The sequence below is a fragment of the Flavobacterium sp. UBA2787 genome, assembly GCA_002352205.1.
GTDB lineage: Bacteria > Bacteroidota > Bacteroidia > Flavobacteriales > Flavobacteriaceae > Flavobacterium.
Genome location: DEHZ01000004.1, coordinates 129,952 through 147,977, shown reverse-complemented (window position 1 = coordinate 147,977; position 18,026 = coordinate 129,952). Strand labels below are relative to the sequence as shown.

The 18,026-nt window shown below is 32.9% G+C and carries 20 protein-coding genes and 1 other RNA gene; 9 read left to right on the top strand and 12 right to left on the bottom strand.

What is annotated here, in order from left to right:
• The first annotated feature begins 61 nt into the window (after positions 1 to 61).
• Positions 62 to 1,783 (top strand): transcription termination factor Rho, encoded by a 1,722-nt coding sequence (rho, locus tag B4N66_RS03525; protein WP_291092386.1) that lies wholly within the window; start codon positions 62 to 64, stop codon positions 1,781 to 1,783.
• A gap of 73 nt (positions 1,784 to 1,856) precedes the next feature.
• On the opposite strand, the gene tpiA is transcribed toward rho, so the two are convergent.
• The 5 genes from tpiA to B4N66_RS03500 all read right to left on the bottom strand — a co-directional run bounded on the left by tpiA (position 1,857) and on the right by B4N66_RS03500 (position 5,966).
• Positions 1,857 to 2,609 (bottom strand): triose-phosphate isomerase, encoded by a 753-nt coding sequence (gene tpiA, locus B4N66_RS03520; protein ID WP_291092385.1) that lies wholly within the window; start codon positions 2,607 to 2,609, stop codon positions 1,857 to 1,859.
• Complete coding sequence (locus tag B4N66_RS03515; RefSeq protein WP_291092384.1) at positions 2,609 to 3,109, bottom strand: TlpA family protein disulfide reductase; 501 nt, start codon at positions 3,107 to 3,109, stop codon at positions 2,609 to 2,611. Before B4N66_RS03515 ends, tpiA begins: the two co-directional genes overlap by 1 nt.
• An 80-nt stretch (positions 3,110 to 3,189) precedes the next feature.
• Positions 3,190 to 4,266 carry an ABC transporter permease gene (locus B4N66_RS03510; RefSeq protein ID WP_291092382.1) on the bottom strand — a complete coding sequence of 359 codons (1,077 nt, stop codon included), beginning with the start codon at positions 4,264 to 4,266 and terminating at the stop codon, positions 3,190 to 3,192.
• A gap of 1 nt (position 4,267) precedes the next feature.
• Positions 4,268 to 5,374 (bottom strand): BT_3928 family protein, encoded by a 1,107-nt coding sequence (locus B4N66_RS03505; RefSeq protein ID WP_291092380.1) that lies wholly within the window; start codon positions 5,372 to 5,374, stop codon positions 4,268 to 4,270.
• 46 nt (positions 5,375 to 5,420) lie between these two features.
• Entirely contained in the window at positions 5,421 to 5,966 is a 546-nt protein-coding gene (locus B4N66_RS03500; RefSeq protein WP_291092379.1) for a DUF1599 domain-containing protein, read from the bottom strand.
• An 86-nt stretch (positions 5,967 to 6,052) separates the two neighbouring features.
• Between B4N66_RS03500 and folP the strand changes: the two genes are divergently transcribed.
• Entirely contained in the window at positions 6,053 to 6,877 is an 825-nt protein-coding gene (gene folP / locus B4N66_RS03495; protein ID WP_291092377.1) for a dihydropteroate synthase, read from the top strand.
• Between the two features lies 1 nt (position 6,878).
• On the top strand, positions 6,879 to 7,595 hold the full coding sequence (locus tag B4N66_RS03490) for a hypothetical protein (protein WP_291092376.1): 717 nt from the start codon (positions 6,879 to 6,881) through the stop codon (positions 7,593 to 7,595).
• Between the two features lie 241 nt (positions 7,596 to 7,836).
• Here B4N66_RS03490 and rlmH read toward each other — a convergent pair whose 3' ends face one another.
• Positions 7,837 to 8,310: a 23S rRNA (pseudouridine(1915)-N(3))-methyltransferase RlmH gene (rlmH, locus tag B4N66_RS03485; RefSeq protein ID WP_291092375.1), complete on the bottom strand. Its 474-nt coding sequence runs from the start codon at positions 8,308 to 8,310 to the stop codon at positions 7,837 to 7,839.
• 59 nt (positions 8,311 to 8,369) lie between these two features.
• Between rlmH and B4N66_RS03480 the strand changes: the two genes are divergently transcribed.
• The 3 genes from B4N66_RS03480 (at position 8,370) to B4N66_RS03470 (ending at position 10,594) form a co-directional block, all read left to right on the top strand.
• Entirely contained in the window at positions 8,370 to 9,158 is a 789-nt protein-coding gene (locus tag B4N66_RS03480; protein ID WP_291092374.1) for a DUF3667 domain-containing protein, read from the top strand.
• Between the two features lie 23 nt (positions 9,159 to 9,181).
• Positions 9,182 to 9,507, top strand: an RNA gene (gene rnpB / locus B4N66_RS03475) — RNase P RNA component class A.
• Between the two features lie 277 nt (positions 9,508 to 9,784).
• Positions 9,785 to 10,594 carry a T9SS type A sorting domain-containing protein gene (locus tag B4N66_RS03470; protein WP_291092372.1) on the top strand — a complete coding sequence of 270 codons (810 nt, stop codon included), beginning with the start codon at positions 9,785 to 9,787 and terminating at the stop codon, positions 10,592 to 10,594.
• A gap of 68 nt (positions 10,595 to 10,662) precedes the next feature.
• On the opposite strand, the gene B4N66_RS03465 is transcribed toward B4N66_RS03470, so the two are convergent.
• From B4N66_RS03465 to B4N66_RS03450, 4 genes are read right to left on the bottom strand one after another with little or no spacing between them, the layout of a single operon-like run.
• Complete coding sequence (locus B4N66_RS03465) at positions 10,663 to 11,283, bottom strand: hypothetical protein (protein ID WP_291092370.1); 621 nt, start codon at positions 11,281 to 11,283, stop codon at positions 10,663 to 10,665.
• Positions 11,258 to 11,842 carry a 16S rRNA (guanine(966)-N(2))-methyltransferase RsmD gene (rsmD, locus tag B4N66_RS03460; protein WP_291092369.1) on the bottom strand — a complete coding sequence of 195 codons (585 nt, stop codon included), beginning with the start codon at positions 11,840 to 11,842 and terminating at the stop codon, positions 11,258 to 11,260. Before rsmD ends, B4N66_RS03465 begins: the two co-directional genes overlap by 26 nt.
• Positions 11,839 to 12,660, bottom strand: coding sequence for a DUF3822 family protein (locus B4N66_RS03455; RefSeq protein WP_291092368.1), 822 nt, complete (start codon positions 12,658 to 12,660; stop codon positions 11,839 to 11,841). The genes rsmD and B4N66_RS03455 overlap by 4 nt, the downstream gene beginning before the upstream one ends.
• A complete protein-coding gene (locus B4N66_RS03450; RefSeq protein WP_291092367.1) occupies positions 12,644 to 13,405 on the bottom strand; it encodes a hypothetical protein in 762 nt (253 codons plus the stop codon). The genes B4N66_RS03455 and B4N66_RS03450 overlap by 17 nt, the downstream gene beginning before the upstream one ends.
• A gap of 118 nt (positions 13,406 to 13,523) precedes the next feature.
• Here B4N66_RS03450 and B4N66_RS03445 point away from each other — a divergent pair, with 118 nt between their 5' ends.
• From B4N66_RS03445 to kdsB, 3 genes are all read left to right on the top strand, one after another.
• Positions 13,524 to 14,945 (top strand): ATP-dependent DNA helicase, encoded by a 1,422-nt coding sequence (locus tag B4N66_RS03445; protein ID WP_291092366.1) that lies wholly within the window; start codon positions 13,524 to 13,526, stop codon positions 14,943 to 14,945.
• A 12-nt stretch (positions 14,946 to 14,957) separates the two neighbouring features.
• Positions 14,958 to 15,515, top strand: coding sequence for a DUF4126 domain-containing protein (locus B4N66_RS03440; protein WP_291092538.1), 558 nt, complete (start codon positions 14,958 to 14,960; stop codon positions 15,513 to 15,515).
• A gap of 67 nt (positions 15,516 to 15,582) precedes the next feature.
• Positions 15,583 to 16,308 (top strand): 3-deoxy-manno-octulosonate cytidylyltransferase, encoded by a 726-nt coding sequence (gene kdsB, locus B4N66_RS03435; protein WP_291092365.1) that lies wholly within the window; start codon positions 15,583 to 15,585, stop codon positions 16,306 to 16,308.
• Here kdsB and B4N66_RS03430 read toward each other — a convergent pair.
• Together B4N66_RS03430 and B4N66_RS03425 are read right to left on the bottom strand one after the other, a co-directional pair.
• Entirely contained in the window at positions 16,305 to 17,258 is a 954-nt protein-coding gene (locus tag B4N66_RS03430) for an endo alpha-1,4 polygalactosaminidase (RefSeq protein WP_291092364.1), read from the bottom strand. The genes kdsB and B4N66_RS03430 overlap by 4 nt on opposite strands.
• Positions 17,259 to 17,319: 61 nt before the next feature.
• Positions 17,320 to 17,997 carry a spermidine synthase gene (locus B4N66_RS03425; protein ID WP_291092363.1) on the bottom strand — a complete coding sequence of 226 codons (678 nt, stop codon included), beginning with the start codon at positions 17,995 to 17,997 and terminating at the stop codon, positions 17,320 to 17,322.
• Between the last annotated feature and the right edge of the window lie 29 nt (positions 17,998 to 18,026).

Sequence of the window (18,026 nt, the reverse complement as noted above, 5' to 3'; positions counted from 1 at the left end):
AAAATATTTATAGTGTACCTCATTACATTTTCCGACTAAAAATTAACATCATAGAACATTCATGTTTGAAATTTCTGTATTAAAAGAAATGAAGCTTTCTGAGCTTCAAGAAATTGCGAAAGCAGCCAAAACAATAAAATTCAACGGCGTAAAAAAAGACGATTTAATTCAAAAAATTATTGAAACGCAAAATAGTGTTTCAAAGTCTGAAGTAAATCAACCTAATGAATCAGCTTCTAAATCCAAACGAGCCAGAATAATTGCTCCTGCAGAGAAAAAAGAAGAAGTTTCTACTTTATTTTCTGAACCGGAAGTAAAACAGTCTGCTGAAATTGAAAATACTGCTCCTAAAGACAATCAGTCAGAATCTGAACAAAATGTTCAAGATTCAAAAAATACTGATAGACCGGCTAAGTTTGTAAAATCTAAATTTGAGAAAAAAATATTCAAAAAGAAAAACGAACAACCGGAAACATCCGATTCAGCTCAAGAAGTTCAAGCTCCTGCAGTTACAGAAGAGAATCAGGTTTCAAATTCTGAAAATCAGCCACAACGACAGCAAAATCAGCCTTTTCAAAAGCACCAAAATGGTAACGGAAACGGAAATGGTAACCAAAATCCAAACTTTAAAAACAAAAAAACTAATTATCGCGATGCCGATTATGAATTTGACGGAATCATAGAAAGTGAAGGAGTTTTAGAAATGATGCCGGATGGTTACGGGTTTTTGCGTTCATCCGATTATAATTACTTGGCCTCGCCCGATGATATTTATCTTTCCACTTCACAAATTCGTTTATTTGGTTTAAAAACCGGAGATACTGTAAAAGGTGTGGTTAGACCTCCAAAAGAAGGAGAGAAGTTTTTCCCTTTAGTAAAAGTGTTAAAAATTAACGGTCATGATCCGCAAGTAGTTAGAGATCGTGTTTCATTTGAACATTTAACACCGATTTTTCCTCAAGAAAAATTCAAATTAGCCGAAAAGCAAGCTACCGTTTCAACCCGAATTATTGATTTATTTTCTCCTATAGGAAAAGGGCAACGCGGAATGATTGTAGCTCAGCCAAAAACAGGTAAAACCATGTTGTTGAAAGATATCGCCAACACCATTGCCGCCAATCATCCGGAAGTATATTTAATTGTTTTATTAATTGACGAACGTCCGGAAGAGGTAACCGACATGCAACGAAATGTGCGAGGTGAAGTAATCGCTTCTACATTTGATGAACCAGCCGATCGTCACGTAAAAGTAGCCAACATCGTTTTAGAAAAAGCAAAACGTTTGGTAGAATGTGGTCATGATGTTGTTATTCTATTAGATTCAATTACACGTTTAGCAAGAGCCTATAACACAGTTCAACCGGCGTCAGGAAAAGTGTTAAGTGGTGGTGTTGATGCCAATGCTTTACAAAAACCAAAACGTTTCTTTGGAGCTGCTCGAAATATCGAAAATGGAGGTTCGTTGAGTATTATTGCAACGGCTCTTACCGAAACAGGTTCTAAAATGGACGAAGTTATTTTTGAAGAATTCAAAGGAACAGGTAATATGGAACTTCAATTGGATAGAAAAATTTCGAATAAACGTATTTTCCCTGCGATTGATTTAACCTCTTCAAGCACACGTCGTGATGACTTATTATTGGATGAAAATACAATTCACCGTATGTGGATAATGCGAAAATATCTAGCTGATATGAATCCGGTAGAAGCAATGGATTTTATAAACGACAGATTTAAGAAAACCAGAAATAACGAAGAGTTTTTGATTTCAATGAATGATTAATCGAAAACTGATTACATAAAAAAAAGTCGTCCGAAAAGAAAATTTGGACGACTTTTTTGTTTAGTAAAAATATTTATACCGCTAAAACAATTTTAGCAAAATCATCACTTTTTAAAGCGGCTCCACCAATTAAACCACCATCTACATCAGGTTTAGAAAAAATTTCGGCAGCATTTTCCGGTTTTACGCTTCCTCCGTATAAAATAGAAACATTGTCTGAAACAGTATTGCCATAGTTTTTGTTGATAATTCCACGAATGAATTCATGCATTTCTTGTGCTTGTTCAGGAGAAGCCGTTTCGCCCGTTCCAATCGCCCAAACCGGTTCGTATGCCAGAATAATATTCTTCCAAGCCGAAGCCTCTAAGTGAAATAAACCGTCTTTTAATTGATTTTCTACCACATTAAAATGTTGTCCCGATTGACGGTCTTTTAATTCTTCGCCAAAGCAGAAAATGACTTCCATTTCGTGTTTCAAAGCGGTATCCACTTTGTTGGCTAATAAAGCATCGGTTTCGTGAAAATAAGCTCTACGTTCAGAATGACCTAAAATCACAATGTTTATGCCAACACTTTTTAGCATTGAAGCTGAAATTTCACCCGTAAAAGCTCCGCCTTCCGCTTGGTGCATATTTTGAGCTGCGACTTCAATATTGGTGAATTCCAAGTGATCGGCTGCCGCTGATAAATTCACGAATGTTGGAGCAACAATTACACGTTGCTCTATATCAGTTGGAATTTTATCAATCAATTCGTTTAATAAATCTTCGGTTTCTTCTGCATTTTTATGCATTTTCCAGTTTCCTGCAACGATTTTTTGTCTCATTAGTTAAGGTTTTTTATGGTCGATATCAATTTTTCATCATCTGCTTCGATGGCTTTATATAAAGCAATTTTTCCGGTTTTATCTAAAACAATGTAACGCGGAATCCAATCTAAATCAATTGAATTACTGAAAGTTCCGCCTTTCCATTTGGATAAAATTAAATAATGTTCGCCATTTACAGCATATTTTTCAATCCCTTTTGCCCAACTTTCAGGGGTTTTGTCATATGATAAAAATAAATAAACGGCATCAGGAAATTGTTTTTGTAACGCTTCTACTTTTGGCATTCCTTTGATACAATCCGGACACCAAGAGGCCCAAACATCTATGACAACAGTTTTGCCTTCGTATTTTTTCAGGATGTCTGAAAAAGCTAATTCACTTCCGTCTACAGATAACATTTTATCAGCTAAAGCTTCTTTTGAAAATTCAGTTTTTTGAGCATTGGAGCAGGAAATCAATCCTAACGCAACAAAAAAGGACACAATTATTTTTTTCATAATTTAATTTTTATCACACAAATTTACGATAACTCAGGAAATGAAATCCCAAAAAAGTCCTAATTAAAACCGAAAACGTTTTAGCTTAACCTGATTTTTGGATCTAAATATGCATACACCAAATCCACCAAAATATTAATTACTACAAAAGTCGTGGCAATCACAATCACAGAACCCATAATTACCGGTAAATCTAAGTTGTTCAATGCTTCAACGATTTCTTTCCCAAGACCATTCCAACCGAAAATATATTCTACAAAAACCGCCCCGGCCAACATCGAGGCAAACCAACCGGAAATAGCTGTCACAACTGGATTGAGAGAATTTTTTAATGCGTGATTTTTAATAATTTGATACGAATTCAATCCTTTAGCTTTTGCCGTTCTGATATAATCTTGTCCGAATGTTTCTAATAATGAATTTCGCATCAATTGAATGACAACTCCAAGCGGACGAATTCCCAAAACTATTGCGGGAAGAATAATGTTTTTCCACTGAATGTAACTTCCTTCTCCAAAATCATCCACCTCATACAAACTTCCGGTCATGTTGAGTCCGGTGTAATTATGCCATACAAACCCGAACAACCAAGCAAATAAAATGGCACTAAAAAACGACGGAACACTCATTCCTAACGTACTAATTAAAGCGATAATTCGGTCTAACAACGTGTCTTTATAAAGTGCTGAAATGATTCCCAAAAAAACACCAATTACAATGGCAATGATAATGGCAAAAATCGCTAAAATGAATGTGTTTGGTAATGTATTTCCAATTACATCCGTTACTTTTTTACCGCTTTTCTGAAAACTTTCTCTTAAATAAGGCGTTTTTAAAACGGTTGTTGTGTTTCCTAACTTCACTAATTGAAAAGCATTGTATTTTCCTTCTGATAAAAAAGTATAATCTTCTGAATTTGAACTATGAAAAGAAATAGGTGACAAATCATTCAAATAATATAAATATTGTGTTGAAATCGGTTTATCAAAACCATACTTTTTTTTGACGATTGCTAATTGCTCGGAATTTTCATTTTGATCGAGCATCATTCTTGCCGGATCACCGGGAAGTATCGTAAACAAAACAAAAATAACCGTAATTACACCAAAAAGTGTAAGCAGAGCATAGCCAATTTTATTTAGGAGATAGCGAATCAACTTATTTTAAAGTTACTTTATCAATATCATTAAAATGCTTTTTCTCTACAATCGTTCCTTTTTCTAAAACAACTATACTCGGATTGGCTCTTTCGATTGTTTTTAAGGTAGTTGCATCACAGAAATAATAGTCAAAACTTAATTTGTATTCAGCTTTAATACCATCAATAATCGATTTATCTGAAGAAGTCATCCCGATAACTTTATAGCCTTTTTTGGTCGCTTTTTGGTAAAAATCTTCCAACTCATTCAAACCATCATGCTCCGCTTTAGTTAAATCATACGAAATTAGCATGATTAATTTTGGTTCTTTCAACATGTCTTCCGTATAATCACTTCCATCTAATTCTATTGTAAAATCATGGATTGGTGGAACATAACCTTGTGTAATCAATTTGTCTTTTCTGTCCACAAATTCGGCAGTTTCCAGCACTTTATTTGCCATGACATCGGCTTGTGAAAACTCGGTATCTACACCATTTACTTTGTAAATAAAAATCATTTCGTATTCCGACATTTGAGCACCGGCAGGAATTTCCATTCCTTTTTGAATGTTTGTTCCTTCAGCATACGCTCTAAAATCAATAAAAGGCAAATGCATTAATACGGTGTAAGCCATCCATAAACAAAAAATATAAGAAGCCAGAACGGTTATGTTTAAAGCCAATCGTCCAAAAAGTGGTTGAATGTATTTTAAGTTAATCAATAAAATTAATATCAAAATCAGCAGAACAATATCTTTTGTAAATGATTCCCAAGGTGTTAATTTTAAAGCATCGCCAAAACAACCGCAATCGGTTACTTTATTGAAATAGGCAGAGTAGAAGGTTAGGAATGTAAAAAATACAATCATCAAAAATAAACTCCAAACCGTGAATTTAGGTTTAAAACCAATGAGTAACATGACGCCCAAAACCACTTCAAAAATGACTACAAAAACGGCAATCATCAAAGCAATTGGCATTAGAAATGGAAGATTCAAAACGCCTTCCGAAAAATATTCTTCCAATTTAAATGAAAACCCAACCGGATCATTTAATTTGATTAATCCGGAAATTATGAATAACAATCCGACTAAAATTCTGGAGATATGAGTGATAATTTTCATGTTTATAATGTGTCAATTAGTTAATTTGGCAATGTGTAAATTTGGGTTATTTTTGGTGAAAACCTAAGTGAATTAAAGCAAAAACGGCATAATTAATCATATCTTGATAATTTGCATCAATACCTTCGGATACTAATGTTTTTCCTTTGTTATCTTCAATTTGCTTTACGCGAAGGAGTTTCTGCAAAATTAAATCGGTTAATGAACTCACTCGCATTTCTCGCCAAGCTTCGCCATAATCGTGATTTTTGTTCTCCATTAGCGATTTGGTTTCAGCAATTTTTTCATCATATAAACGAGTGGCTTCTTCTAAACCTAAATCGGGTTGATCGACCACGCCTTTTTCCAACTGAATCAAAGCCATAATAGAATAATTAATGATGCCAATAAATTCGCCCGTTTCATCTTCATCTACTTTTCGAACGGAATTTTCCTGTAAACTTCTAATGCGTTGAGCTTTGATAAAAATTTGGTCGGTTAATGAAGGTAAACGCAGAATTCGCCACGCACTACCATAATCTTTCATTTTATTGCAATACAATTGTCGGCATACAGCGATGACTTTATCATATTGTTGGGAAGTACTATCCATTATTGAATTATATTTGTATAAGATTTTCAAAAATACAATTTTCAAAACAAGTAGATGCTACTTTTTAATGCCTTTTTTCAAACGATATGTTAATAAACTGCTTAGGTAATTTAGTTGATTTAAAAACACCCAAAGTAATGGGAATTTTGAATGTTACGCCCAATTCTTTTTTTGACGGAGGAAAATACCAACAAGAAAATGAAATTCTCAAAAGGGTAGAAGTGATGCTGAATGAAGGTGCTGATTTTATTGATATTGGAGCTTATTCCAGTAAACCAAATGCGGAATTCGTTTCGGAAGAAGAAGAATCAAATCGATTACTTCCAATTTTGAAATCGGTTTTGAAAGAATTTCCCAAGACGATAATTTCGGTTGATACATTCAGAAGCAAAATTGCTAGAGCTTCTATTGAAAACGGTGCGGCGATGATTAACGATATTTCTGCCGGAAGTTTAGATGAAAATATGATGAAAACGGTGGCAAAATTTCAAGTTCCTTATATTATGATGCATATGAAGGGAACGCCGCAAACGATGATGAATTTGACTAAATATGATGATATTGTAAAAGAAATGTTATTCTATTTTTCTGAAAAAATTGCTCAAGCCAGAAGTCTCGGAATTAATGATTTGATTATTGATCCCGGTTTCGGATTTGCCAAAACCATCGAGCAAAATTATGAAGTAATGCAAAAACTACAATTGTTTCAAATGACGGAATTGCCTATTTTAGCCGGAGTTTCACGAAAGTCAATGATTTATAAACCATTGGAATCTTCGCCCGAAGATGCGTTGAACGGAACCACTGCTCTCAATATGATTGCGTTGACAAAAGGAGCTTCGATTTTGAGAGTTCACGACGTAAAAGAAGCGGTAGAATGTGTAAAATTATTTTCTTTAATGAGTTTATAAAATGAAAAAACTGACCTTACTTTTTTGTGTTTTGATGATGATTTCCTGTCAAAAGGAAGTTGAATTAGTAAAAGCAAATCGAACAATTGATTCAACCGTTGTGGATCATTCTCCAATTTATATTTTTTTAGATACGAAAGGAAAAGATACCCTTGCCGAAGTGAACAGAAAAAACACCATCGGAACAACCAATTGGATTTTTCATGTAGATAAACGTCTTCCGTTGAACGTTGCAATTCCAGAAATTGTGGCGTTGCAAGACAGAAGAGACAAGGCTCAATTTCATAAAAACGAAGAAGCCGGAAATTATTTCTCTTACACAGATAGCGTCCAAAAAACATTGGCTTTCATTCCATTTAAGGAAATCAATTATAGCTACAACAGTTATTTCTCTACTGTTTATGTAAAAGAAAATCCTGATTATCATCTTCATTTTCAGACTTTTTCAGTAAATTTTAAACCAAAAAATAAAGTTTCTGTGGATGGAAATGAAGTAGAAATGAGCGAACTACTTACTTTTTTAAAAGAATATACTGTTTTTTCCAGCGATGGAAAACGTGTTTTAATTTATTTGAATTTTGATGAACGATTGACGTTTAATCAATATTTATCTAAATTAATCGAACTTAAATCACTTGAAAATGAGATGGTTTCCATTTCTCCAATCCATTTTATTTATGATAAAAAGAAGTTGCCTGATTGTGATTGTGGGATGTAAACGTTTCGGGTTGGAAGGTTTCGGGTTGCGAGTTTCAAGTTTCAGGTTTCAAGTTTTTGAACGTAATGTTGTTATTCCGACGAAGGAGGGATCTCATAAAGTAGAGTTACAATTTTTCTGACTTTGTGCCTTTGTGGCAAAGTATAAATTCCGTGTCTTCCTTGTTTTCTGTGAGAAAAAATTGTGTCCTTTGCGAAATTCTTCGTGCTCTTTGCGTTTAAGAAAAGAAGCAAAGCGACTTCTATTGATGATGATAAGGCTCATTCCTCAAAATCGTAAACCCTCTATAAACCTGTTCAATAAAAAACAACCGCACCATTTGATGTGAAAAAGTCATTTTAGACAGCGAAATTTGCTGTTGTGCTTTTTGATAAACCGCCTCCGAAAAGCCGTACGGACCACCAATTACATAAACCAACGTTTTAATTCCGGCATTCATTTTCTTTTGTAATTCATTTGCAAATTCAACACTGCTAAAGGATTTTCCATTTTCATCCAACAGAATTAAAAAGTCAGTAGGAGCCAATTTACCCAAAATCAATTCGCCTTCTTTTTCTTTTTGTTGAGCTTCCGAAAGATTTTTGGCGTTTTTGATGTCTGGAATAATTTCCAAATCAAATTTGATGTAAAACGATAATCGCTTTTGGTATTCATCCATCAACGTTTGAAGATTTTTGTTATCCGTCTTACCAATAGCGATTAATTTGATGTTCATTTTGTAACTTTTTTCAAATGTACAAAGTTATTTTTTTTACTTTAGTTAAAAATTTTAACATGAGCTGTAAAAATTGCCTGAAACCTTTATTATCAGAAGATAAATTTTGCTCGAATTGTGGAGCACAAGTAGTCACCGAAAAATTAACGGTAAAAAAAGTAGTTCACGAATTTTCTGAACGCTATTTAAGTTTTGACAATAAGTTTCTAACCACTTTTAAAACAATGTTTACTCAACCGGAATTGGTGGTGAATGGATATTTGAATGGTTTAAGAGTTCGCTATGTTAATCCGATAACTTATCTTATAATCGCTGTAACGTTGAGTGGTATTTCTATTTTTTTGATGAAAAGAGGTTATTTAGGTGAAATTGATTTTAAAGCGATGCAAGGCAATGATAAAATTCCATTTGACATGAAGGAATACATGAATAGTATTTATGATTATAATAGTGTTATCGTATTTATAAGTATACCTCTTTTAGCGTTGGTTTCAAAAATAGTTTTTTATAATTACAAACAATTTAATTATGCTGAACATAATTTGATATACTTTTATACTTATTCGCAATCTTCGATTTCTGTTTTATTAATGATTCCTTTCTTATTATTTCTAAAAATTGAATTTTATTATTATTCTCTTCTCACCATTACATTTATGTTAGTTTACCATTGTTTTGCACTAAAGAGAATTTTTGATTTAACTGCAAAGCAACTCATAAAGAAGACATTATTTTTTCTTATCATGCTAACTTTATTGTATATTATATTTATTATTATAGCTGCTATATTGATGATAATTTATATGGTGTCAACCGGAAAATTTAATCCGCAAGATTTTGCACAATAATGATTTATTAAGTTTATTTTTGCAACGCAGACCGCCTTATCGCTTTCAGTAATGAGAGAGGAAAGTCCGGACACCACAGGGTAGCATAACGGGTAACGCCCGTCTCTCGTCTTTCGGGACGAGAAGGACAAGTGCAACAGAAAGTATGTACAGTTCGGCTGTAGTGAAACCAGGTAAACTCTATGCGGTGAAATGCCATGTAAATCAACGTTCCGCTCCGGCGGATAAGGGCTACTCGTCCGAGGTTGAAGGGTAGGCAGCTAGATTCAATGGGTAACTATTGAACAAGATAAATGATAAGGGTTCGGTTCGGCGAATACAGAATCCGGCTTATAGGTCTGCTTTTTTTATTGTAAATATTAATCAGGTGTTGTGTTATCGAAGGCTATAAATAATCGTAATCACCACTTTTCTTCAATTTTTCAATTCAAATTTTTAAACTACCATTACTGTTTTTTCTTCATTTTCATTAAATAATTCTAAAAAGAAAATTGCCATTTTTTGTTTTTTAAATTATTGATTCGTTATTATTTTATCATTATAAAAAATAATTTCGTAAAAAAAATGTTGTAAATAAAATTATTTTTTTAAATTTACGTAATCGATTACATTTAAAATTTAAAATTATGAATAGAAAATTTCTCTTTAGCTTATTGACACTTTTATGTGTGATGACATCTGATGCTCAAACAAAAGTTTGGAACTTTTTAACAAACATGACTATTTTACCAGATGATTTTACCGGTGTACCAGGAGGAACAGAAGATATTGTGGATGATTTAGGTCGATTTGGCCATATAACATCAAACAACTTTTCATCTCAAGCAACAGGAGCGTCTACTTTTCCGGATGGTTTTCAAACCAACAGAAGAGCCAATATGAGTGGCGGTTCTGTTCCAGTAGGAGCTTTACCAACTATGCGATTTTTCTTTTTTGATGTATCAGATAATTGTACTATAAAGGTATGGGCAAGAGAACAAAACACATCTACTAGAACCCTTTTAATCAGTGATGGTGAAAATGTTCTTGCTAGTGCTCCAAATTCAAGCAATCCGGGAGCATTTATCTTAGAAGGAAATAATACAAATGGTCCAAAAAGAATATTTGTTTATGCAGAAACGAATGGTTTTGGAATATATAAAATTGAAGTTGACGGTGCTACAGTTACCACTACAATACCTATGTCTGAATGGCTGTTAAATGTTCAAGAAACAAGGTTGTCTAACATCAATTACTATGTAAAGGACAAAAGAGTTTACTTAAATAATATTGATTCACAATTAGATGTTTCAGTTTATTCGATTACCGGACAATTAGTAAAATCGTTAAGCACTACATCAACGGATTTATCTTTCGATATTGATCTTACAGGTTTTTATATTGTAAAACTGAATAGTAGTGAAGGACAAAAATCAATTAAATTAATTATAAATTAAGGTTTTTAGTACTTATAGTTTTGATAAATTGGTCTAAGTGGTGGTTGGAATTTTAGTAGACAAATCTGCTATAATTCACAACCACTATTTTTCTTGAGTGTTTTCAATTCTTTTTCCAGGCATTTTGTTAAAATTGTTTGTATTGATTTTCCAAAAACGACATCTTTATTGTTGTTTTCGCTATCAATTGTTCCGGTGGTTTTATGAGAATAAATTAGTTTTCCTTTTTGAACATCATAAACTTGAACTGATATAGATGCTTCTGATTTCTCATTGAATTTGTGCGGCTTGATATTGATTACTCCAATTTCATCAGCACTAATGTTACCTACTACCTGAATTACATAATCCACACTATTAGTTGCTTTTAATAGATTTAATTGTTCTTTAGCGTTTTTATCATTTAATACCGGAACAATATAAGCTGCTTTTCGCTTTCCGTAGCTAAGATATAGCGAGTCTTTAAGACATGTTGCAAGGGCTTCTTCAGTTAGAGTAGATAAATCATTCCAAGCTTTTCCGTTTACGGTAACATGATTTAAAAACCATTTTCCTTCCGAAAAATTGATGTCATATAAACTTGATTCAGCAATTGACCTATAATTTGGAAAATAGCACGAATTGAAAAACATAACAATTATTAATAAACCAAAAAAGTTCGCTTTATTCTTCGCTATCGTCATCTTCATTTTCATCGTTCTCAGATTTATTTTCCCATTCAAAAAAAGAAAAAGTAGAACCACCGTAATTTTTTTGAAATGAAAATTGAGCTAAATGTTCCAATTTGGTATGTTTTGAATGCTCCATAATCATCATACCTTCTTCATTCATTAACTCATTTTCAAAAACCAACTGAACAATTCTTTCAAAGTCTTTTTGCTCCATTCCATAGGGTGGATCAGCAAAAATAATGTCAAAATCGCCTTTGGTTTTTTCTAAAAATTTAAATACATCACTTTTAATGGCGGTGATATTAAATTCAAATTCGGTTGTAATTTTTTTAATGAAAGAAATGCATCCAAAATCTGCATCAACTGAAACTATTGGTTCACTTCCACGAGAAGCAAATTCAAAACTAATATTTCCTGTTCCTGCAAATAAATCTAAAACTTTTAGTTCAGAAAAATTAAAATGATTGTTCAAAATATTAAACAAAGCTTCTTTACTCATATCGGTTGTGGGTCGAACAGGTAAGTTTTTGGGTGGTGATAGCCTGCGACCTTTGTATTTTCCGGATATGATTCTCACGAGTTAAAAAGTATAAAATGGGTTCTGTTTTCTTGAGCCGAAAAAGTATTTGATTTTTGTAAATCGGAAACATCCAACAAAGATGTATTCCTAACATATTGATAAGCCTTTTGATACAATGCATCTTTTTCAGTGCAATCGCCTAAAACTACTAATTTAAACGATTCCGGATTAAGATGTAGTTGCTCAGCAGTGAATAATAAATAATATAAAAAGTCTTCGGCAGTTTGATATTCAAATGAATTGAAAAGTAATAATTTTTGATTTTGAATAACTATAATTTCAAAATGTGTTTTAGTTACATGAACAAACATATTTTGCGAAACGTCATTTTTAGACAAATCAAGCAATTTTGAAACTAAAATTCCGCTATAGTGTTGATATTCAAATGAACCAAATTGATCAATAAGATAATTGTTTATATTGACGTAAGGTACATAAACATTCATCATTTCATATTTTCCAATTTCATCAACGGCAAAATAATCGGTGTCAAACACCTTGGTATTATATTGGAGATAACTTCCTTTATAATCTTCATCAAAAAGCGGTTTTGGAACAAAAGTGCTCAGATTGTTTTCATGTAAAACCGTAATTTGATCATATGATTTTGTTAAATCTGTATAATCTAAAATTGATTTCCACAAACAGTTTTCGATACTGAAAGTTTTTGGAAATTTAGTAAAATCAATGTTATTAAAAGAGATTATTTGCCCAGACAGATTGTCACGGCAACAAAAAGAAAGCCCATTCAGAGAGACCTGAATGGACAATTTTTTATAACTTTTTTCGGTGATTGTACTATTCGTTATTACCATATTTTTTAGGCCAGTTTCCTGACATACTAACTTCTTCCATTGATCCTAATAAAATGTATTCACCATTAATTCCATCAACTGAAACAACTTTCTTTTCTTTTGCAACCAAACCTTGATCTTGGTCTGTTAACAATTTTGCTTTCTCAAGTTTTGCTTCAAAAACAGGAACATTCAAATCATTTTTCTTAATAAAACCGGATTTTAAATCAATTTTAGCTTCAATGTCGCCAACTTTCACAACATTTAATCTTTTGTAACGGTCAGAACCTTTAAACAAGGAATCCTTGATGCTTACTTTTCCTAATTCTTTCGTAACAACAATATCTTTAAAATAACCGCCTGTTCCGTCAGGACCAACAGTTATACGATAAGCTGCATTTTTTTCTGCATCAATTACTGACGTATCTTTTCTCTCGATGATTGTGAACTTTTCATTTTCAATAAACGAAATCAACGAATCAAGATTATCAGTATATTTTCCGTTGATAGATTTGTAGGCTTGTTGAACAGCCTTGATATCTAACATTTTATTTACGGCAACTTGAAAACGCTTTTCTTTTAATTTGTCAAATCGAATCGGATCCTGAATTGATTCGTAAATTAAATAGCCAAACACTAAGGTTACAATCCATAATACAATTGAAATAACAGGTTTCAATTTAGTATTTGTGTTTTTATCCAGTAATTTTACAATTCCAAAAATGGCTAATGCAAGTACTACAACAATTATAACTAATTTAATCATCTTGATTTTTTTTAATTTCAGTTTAAGGCAAATCTACAATTTTTTTTTTTTCTCAAAAGCATTTCACACAAAATTCATCAGTATATTTGAATTTTAATAGTTTCCTAACTTTTCATAAATGAATTCATCTCTGTTTTACAGTATCTTACAAAAATCATTCCCATTTAATCCCACTTTAAAACAAACTATTTTTTTTGAAAAGGTAGCCAATTTCGCCACAAATTCAGATTCTAACGAACTTTTTGTTTTAAAAGGATATGCAGGAACGGGTAAAACTACATTGATTTCTACTTTAGTTGAAAACTTAATCTCTGTAAACAAAAAATATGTGTTGTTAGCTCCAACGGGTCGGGCAGCAAAAGTGATTGCCAATTATTCGGGCAAACCGGCTTTCACTATTCATAAAAAAATTTATTTTCCCAAAAAAAATCCTTCAGGAGGTGTTTCTTTTACAAGACAAATTAATAAACATAAAAACACGATTTTTATTGTAGATGAAAGTTCGATGATTTCGGATGTAAATACCGATTCAAAATCAATGGACAGCAATTCGCTTTTGGATGATTTGATGAGTTATGTTTATTCAGGAGAAAATTGTAAAATGATTTTATTGGGAGATACAGCTCAGCTACCACCCGTTCATTTAGATGTAAGTCCTGCTTTGAATATTGAAACCTTAGTAACGTATTATAATAAAGAAGTGCTTCATATTGAGTTGGATGAAGTTATGCGTCAAGAAGAAAATTCGGGAATTTTATATAATGCGACTTTACTCAGAGAAATTTTGAAAAATCATTTTATCGATTCCTTTCAATTTAATGTAAAAGGATTCAAGGATATCGTGCGTTTAACCGATGGATATGATATTCAAGATGCTATTAATACCGCTTACAGTAAGGATGGGATGGAGGAAACCGCTTTCATCGTGCGAACTAACAAACGAGCTAATCAATATAATCAACAAATTAGGAATACCATTCTTTTCCGCGAGAGCGATTTATCTGCCGGGGATTTTATGATGGTGGTAAAAAACAATTATTTTTGGTTAAAAGAAACCGATGAAGCCGGATTTATTGCCAATGGAGATATTGTTGAAATACTCGAAATTCATAAAATTCAAGAATTATACGGATTCAAATTTGCAAAAGTAAAAATCAGAATGGTCGATTATCCGAACCAAAAACCGTTTGAAACCATTTTGTTGTTGGATACAGTTACAAGTGTTTCACCATCATTGACGTATGAAGAATCCAACCGCTTGTATCAGGAAGTATTGCAAGATTATGAAAATGAAGGACCAAAATATAAACAAGTGCAAAAGGTGAAGGAAAATGAATATTTCAATGCTTTGCAAGTCAAATTTTCATACGCCATAACTTGTCACAAATCGCAAGGTGGTCAGTGGAATACCGTTTTTGTAGAACAACCGTATTTGCCTGATGGAGTAGATCGAGATTATATTCGATGGTTGTACACCGCCATCACGCGAGCCAAAGAGAAATTGTATCTAATTGGTTATAAAGACGAAAATTTTGAATAAATTTGAACTATGATATCCATAGAAACTATTATAAGCATTTGTCTCGGAATTGGATTGGCAGCCTCAGCCGGATTCCGCGTTTTTGTACCCCTTTTTATATTGAGTTTGGCTTCTCATTTGAATTGGATTCCTGTGAATGATTCGTGGAGTTGGCTTGGCGAAACACCGGCATTAATTGCACTTGGAATTGCTATGATGTTTGAAGTTTTAGCCTATTACATTCCTTTTGTAGACAATATTTTAGACACAATTGCTATTCCTTTAGCAGCCATTGCCGGAACGGCTGTCATGGCTTCTACGTTGGTTGATTTGAGTCCGCTATTTACGTGGGCTTTAGCCATTATTGCCGGTGGGGGAACAGCTGCAGCAATCAATTCAGCCACAGCAGCAACACGGTTAACTTCAACCACAACCACGGGCGGACTTGGAAACCCGATTGTTTCCACCGTTGAAACCGGAACAGCAACAGTCATGTCGTTCGCCTCCATTTTTATACCAATTATAGCATTTGTTCTAGTGCTTTTTATTTTCTTTGTGGGAATTAAATTTTTTCGAAAGATGATAAAATAAGAACCGAAAGAATCTAACAATCCAACAATCCAAAAATCGAAAAATCTGAAAATCCAACAATCCAAAAATGAAAATCATCGCCGTCATTCCAGCCCGTTATGCATCCACACGATTTCCTGCCAAATTAATGCAAGATTTGGGTGGAAAAACTGTCATCACACGTACGTATGAAGCGGCTGTAAACACTAATTTATTTGATGATGTTTTTGTGGTTACGGATTCCGATTTAATTTTTAATGAAATTGTTTCGCAAGGTGGAAAAGCCATCATGAGCATCAAAGAACACGAAAGTGGCAGCGACCGAATTGCCGAAGCTGTTGAAAATTTAGACGTTGATGTGGTGGTAAATGTGCAAGGCGACGAACCTTTCATCAACAAAGAACCACTTGAAAAAGTGATTGAAGTTTTTAAAAACGATAAAGAACAAAAAGTCGATTTAGCTTCGCTGATGCGAGAAATAACCGATTGGGAAGCGATTGAAAACCCTAATAACGTAAAAGTAATTGTCGATCAAAACGGATTGGCTTTGTATTTTTCACGTTCTGTAATTCCGTATCCAAGAGAGAAAAATGTTGGAGTTCGCTATTTTCAGCATATCGGAATTTATGCTTTCAGAAAACAAGCGTTGTTGGATTTTTATCATTTACCGATGAAATCACTCGAAGCTTCAGAAAAATTAGAACAACTTCGCTATTTAGAATACAGTAAAAAAATCAAAATGGTAGAAACCAATCATGTTGGCATCGGAATCGATACTCCGGAAGATTTGGAAAAAGCTAGACTTTTACTTTAGTTGTACAAAGCATAATAAGCTTCTACATTATCCAAAAATACACCGTCGAATCCGGCGTTGATTATTTTTTTCATATACGAATCATCATTACCATATATGATTTTTTGCCAAGTTGGTTCCCAAAATTCTACATAAATTTCATTTTCATAGCCTTTGTAGTTCTTTTTAAGCCATTTCGGATTGCCTTTTTTCCAGTCGGGTTGCCAGTAACTTCGCCAATTTTCGGCAGCACCAACATTTAAATAACAAATTACTAATCGTTTTCCGCCGTTTTTCTTCACTTTTAGTTTTTCTAAATCGGATTTGGTATATGGAAAACTTAAATAATATAAATCGATTAAAATCAAGTCAAAATTAGTATCAGCAACTTTATCAATCAATTCTTTTTTGGTGTCAAAATCATCGGCATTAATGAGGTATAAAAAATTCTGAACATCTTTTAGTTTGTTAACATCATTAGAATTTTCATTCAGTATTTTTTCAGGAATGGTATGATAATGATAATTATCTGCTGTTCTAATAAACGGAACAAATCCAGCTTCTTGATTTAGTTTAATGATATTTTCTTCTTCATTTTTGTCCTTTACAAACTCAGAAACAATTACTTTTTTGTCTTTTGGTAATTTTTTTAAATTGTTAATTCGATAGTTGTCTGCTTTACCTTTTTCATCCAAAAATAATTCTTCAATTGCGATTCCGTCGATTGCATTCATATATTCGTTACACAACGGTTTGTCCGGATCAACGTTTTGAAATGCTAATTCGGAACCATTTTGCGGAATAACAATAAAATCAGGATTGAATTTGCGGGCATATTTTGAAATGCCGACCACCATTTCCTGCATTTTTTTTCCTGCTTTTTGCGTGTTTTTATCTTTATCATCCATTTCAAAACCAAATAAAAGGAGTAAGGCCAAACCAATGGGAAGTATAAAATATATTTTTTTCATGCTACGAATTTCTGAGGTCAAAAGTAATAATTTAATTGGTATTCATTAGATTACGTTGCAATTAGTGTACCAAGTTATTTTCTTTTCTAACTAAAATCAGTTCGTTGTGCTCTTCAATTCGCGGAAGTGTCCAAACCTTATATTTTTCAATATCAAAAAAAGAGAGATAGGCTGTATTTCTTGCATTGTCATGTTCTTTCAAAATCATCGTATTAAAAAGAATGTAACCTTTTACATTTAAAATTTCAGTCAACCGATTCTGAAAGAAATTTTCAAATAAAAAGCCGGGCATAGTCGTGTCTTGAAAGATATCAACAATAATTAAATCATATTTCAATTTGGTTTTTAACACAAATTCAAAGGCTTCATGATGAATAATGTTGAGGTTTTTTATTTTATCCAAACCAAAATGTTCGTTGGCCAAATCGATTACTTTTTCATCCAATTCAATGCCGGTAATTTTTCCGGAATAACCGATTTCATCCACCAACGTTTTGATAACACTTCCTCCTGCAACACCCAAAACCAATATGTGATTCATTGGTTTAATATTATCAAAACCAATGCTTAAAAGTCCTTTTCTAAGCACACGTTGCAGACTTCCATACGAATAATTGGTGTTCAAGCTGTCCAAAACTACTTGACCATTTACCAAGGTAACTTCCAAAGACTTGCTAATCTCAGAAGTCGTTTTATGTAAATTGATAGGATAGAAGTAGCTGATTATTTTTTTGAACATTTGATAATTTTTATCAAAAATAATGTATA

Bases quoted from the DNA above. Each gene is read 5' to 3' on its own strand.
- B4N66_RS03465 (WP_291092370.1), bottom strand. From the start codon at position 11,283: ATGAAGATGACGATAGCGAAGAATAAAGCGAACTTTTTTGGTTTATTA.
- B4N66_RS03455 (WP_291092368.1), bottom strand. From the start codon at position 12,660: ATGGTAATAACGAATAGTACAATCACCGAAAAAAGTTATAAAAAATTG.
- B4N66_RS03470 (WP_291092372.1), top strand. From the start codon at position 9,785: ATGAATAGAAAATTTCTCTTTAGCTTATTGACACTTTTATGTGTGATG.
- B4N66_RS03450 (WP_291092367.1), bottom strand. From the start codon at position 13,405: ATGATTAAATTAGTTATAATTGTTGTAGTACTTGCATTAGCCATTTTT.
- B4N66_RS03515 (WP_291092384.1), bottom strand. From the start codon at position 3,109: ATGAAAAAAATAATTGTGTCCTTTTTTGTTGCGTTAGGATTGATTTCC.
- B4N66_RS03445 (WP_291092366.1), top strand. From the start codon at position 13,524: ATGAATTCATCTCTGTTTTACAGTATCTTACAAAAATCATTCCCATTT.
- kdsB (WP_291092365.1), top strand. From the start codon at position 15,583: ATGAAAATCATCGCCGTCATTCCAGCCCGTTATGCATCCACACGATTT.
- B4N66_RS03500 (WP_291092379.1), bottom strand. From the start codon at position 5,966: ATGGATAGTACTTCCCAACAATATGATAAAGTCATCGCTGTATGCCGA.
- B4N66_RS03490 (WP_291092376.1), top strand. From the start codon at position 6,879: ATGAAAAAACTGACCTTACTTTTTTGTGTTTTGATGATGATTTCCTGT.
- folP (WP_291092377.1), top strand. From the start codon at position 6,053: ATGTTAATAAACTGCTTAGGTAATTTAGTTGATTTAAAAACACCCAAA.
- rlmH (WP_291092375.1), bottom strand. From the start codon at position 8,310: ATGAACATCAAATTAATCGCTATTGGTAAGACGGATAACAAAAATCTT.
- B4N66_RS03430 (WP_291092364.1), bottom strand. From the start codon at position 17,258: ATGAAAAAAATATATTTTATACTTCCCATTGGTTTGGCCTTACTCCTT.
- tpiA (WP_291092385.1), bottom strand. From the start codon at position 2,609: ATGAGACAAAAAATCGTTGCAGGAAACTGGAAAATGCATAAAAATGCA.
- B4N66_RS03505 (WP_291092380.1), bottom strand. From the start codon at position 5,374: ATGAAAATTATCACTCATATCTCCAGAATTTTAGTCGGATTGTTATTC.
- B4N66_RS03425 (WP_291092363.1), bottom strand. From the start codon at position 17,997: ATGTTCAAAAAAATAATCAGCTACTTCTATCCTATCAATTTACATAAA.
- rho (WP_291092386.1), top strand. From the start codon at position 62: ATGTTTGAAATTTCTGTATTAAAAGAAATGAAGCTTTCTGAGCTTCAA.
- B4N66_RS03480 (WP_291092374.1), top strand. From the start codon at position 8,370: ATGAGCTGTAAAAATTGCCTGAAACCTTTATTATCAGAAGATAAATTT.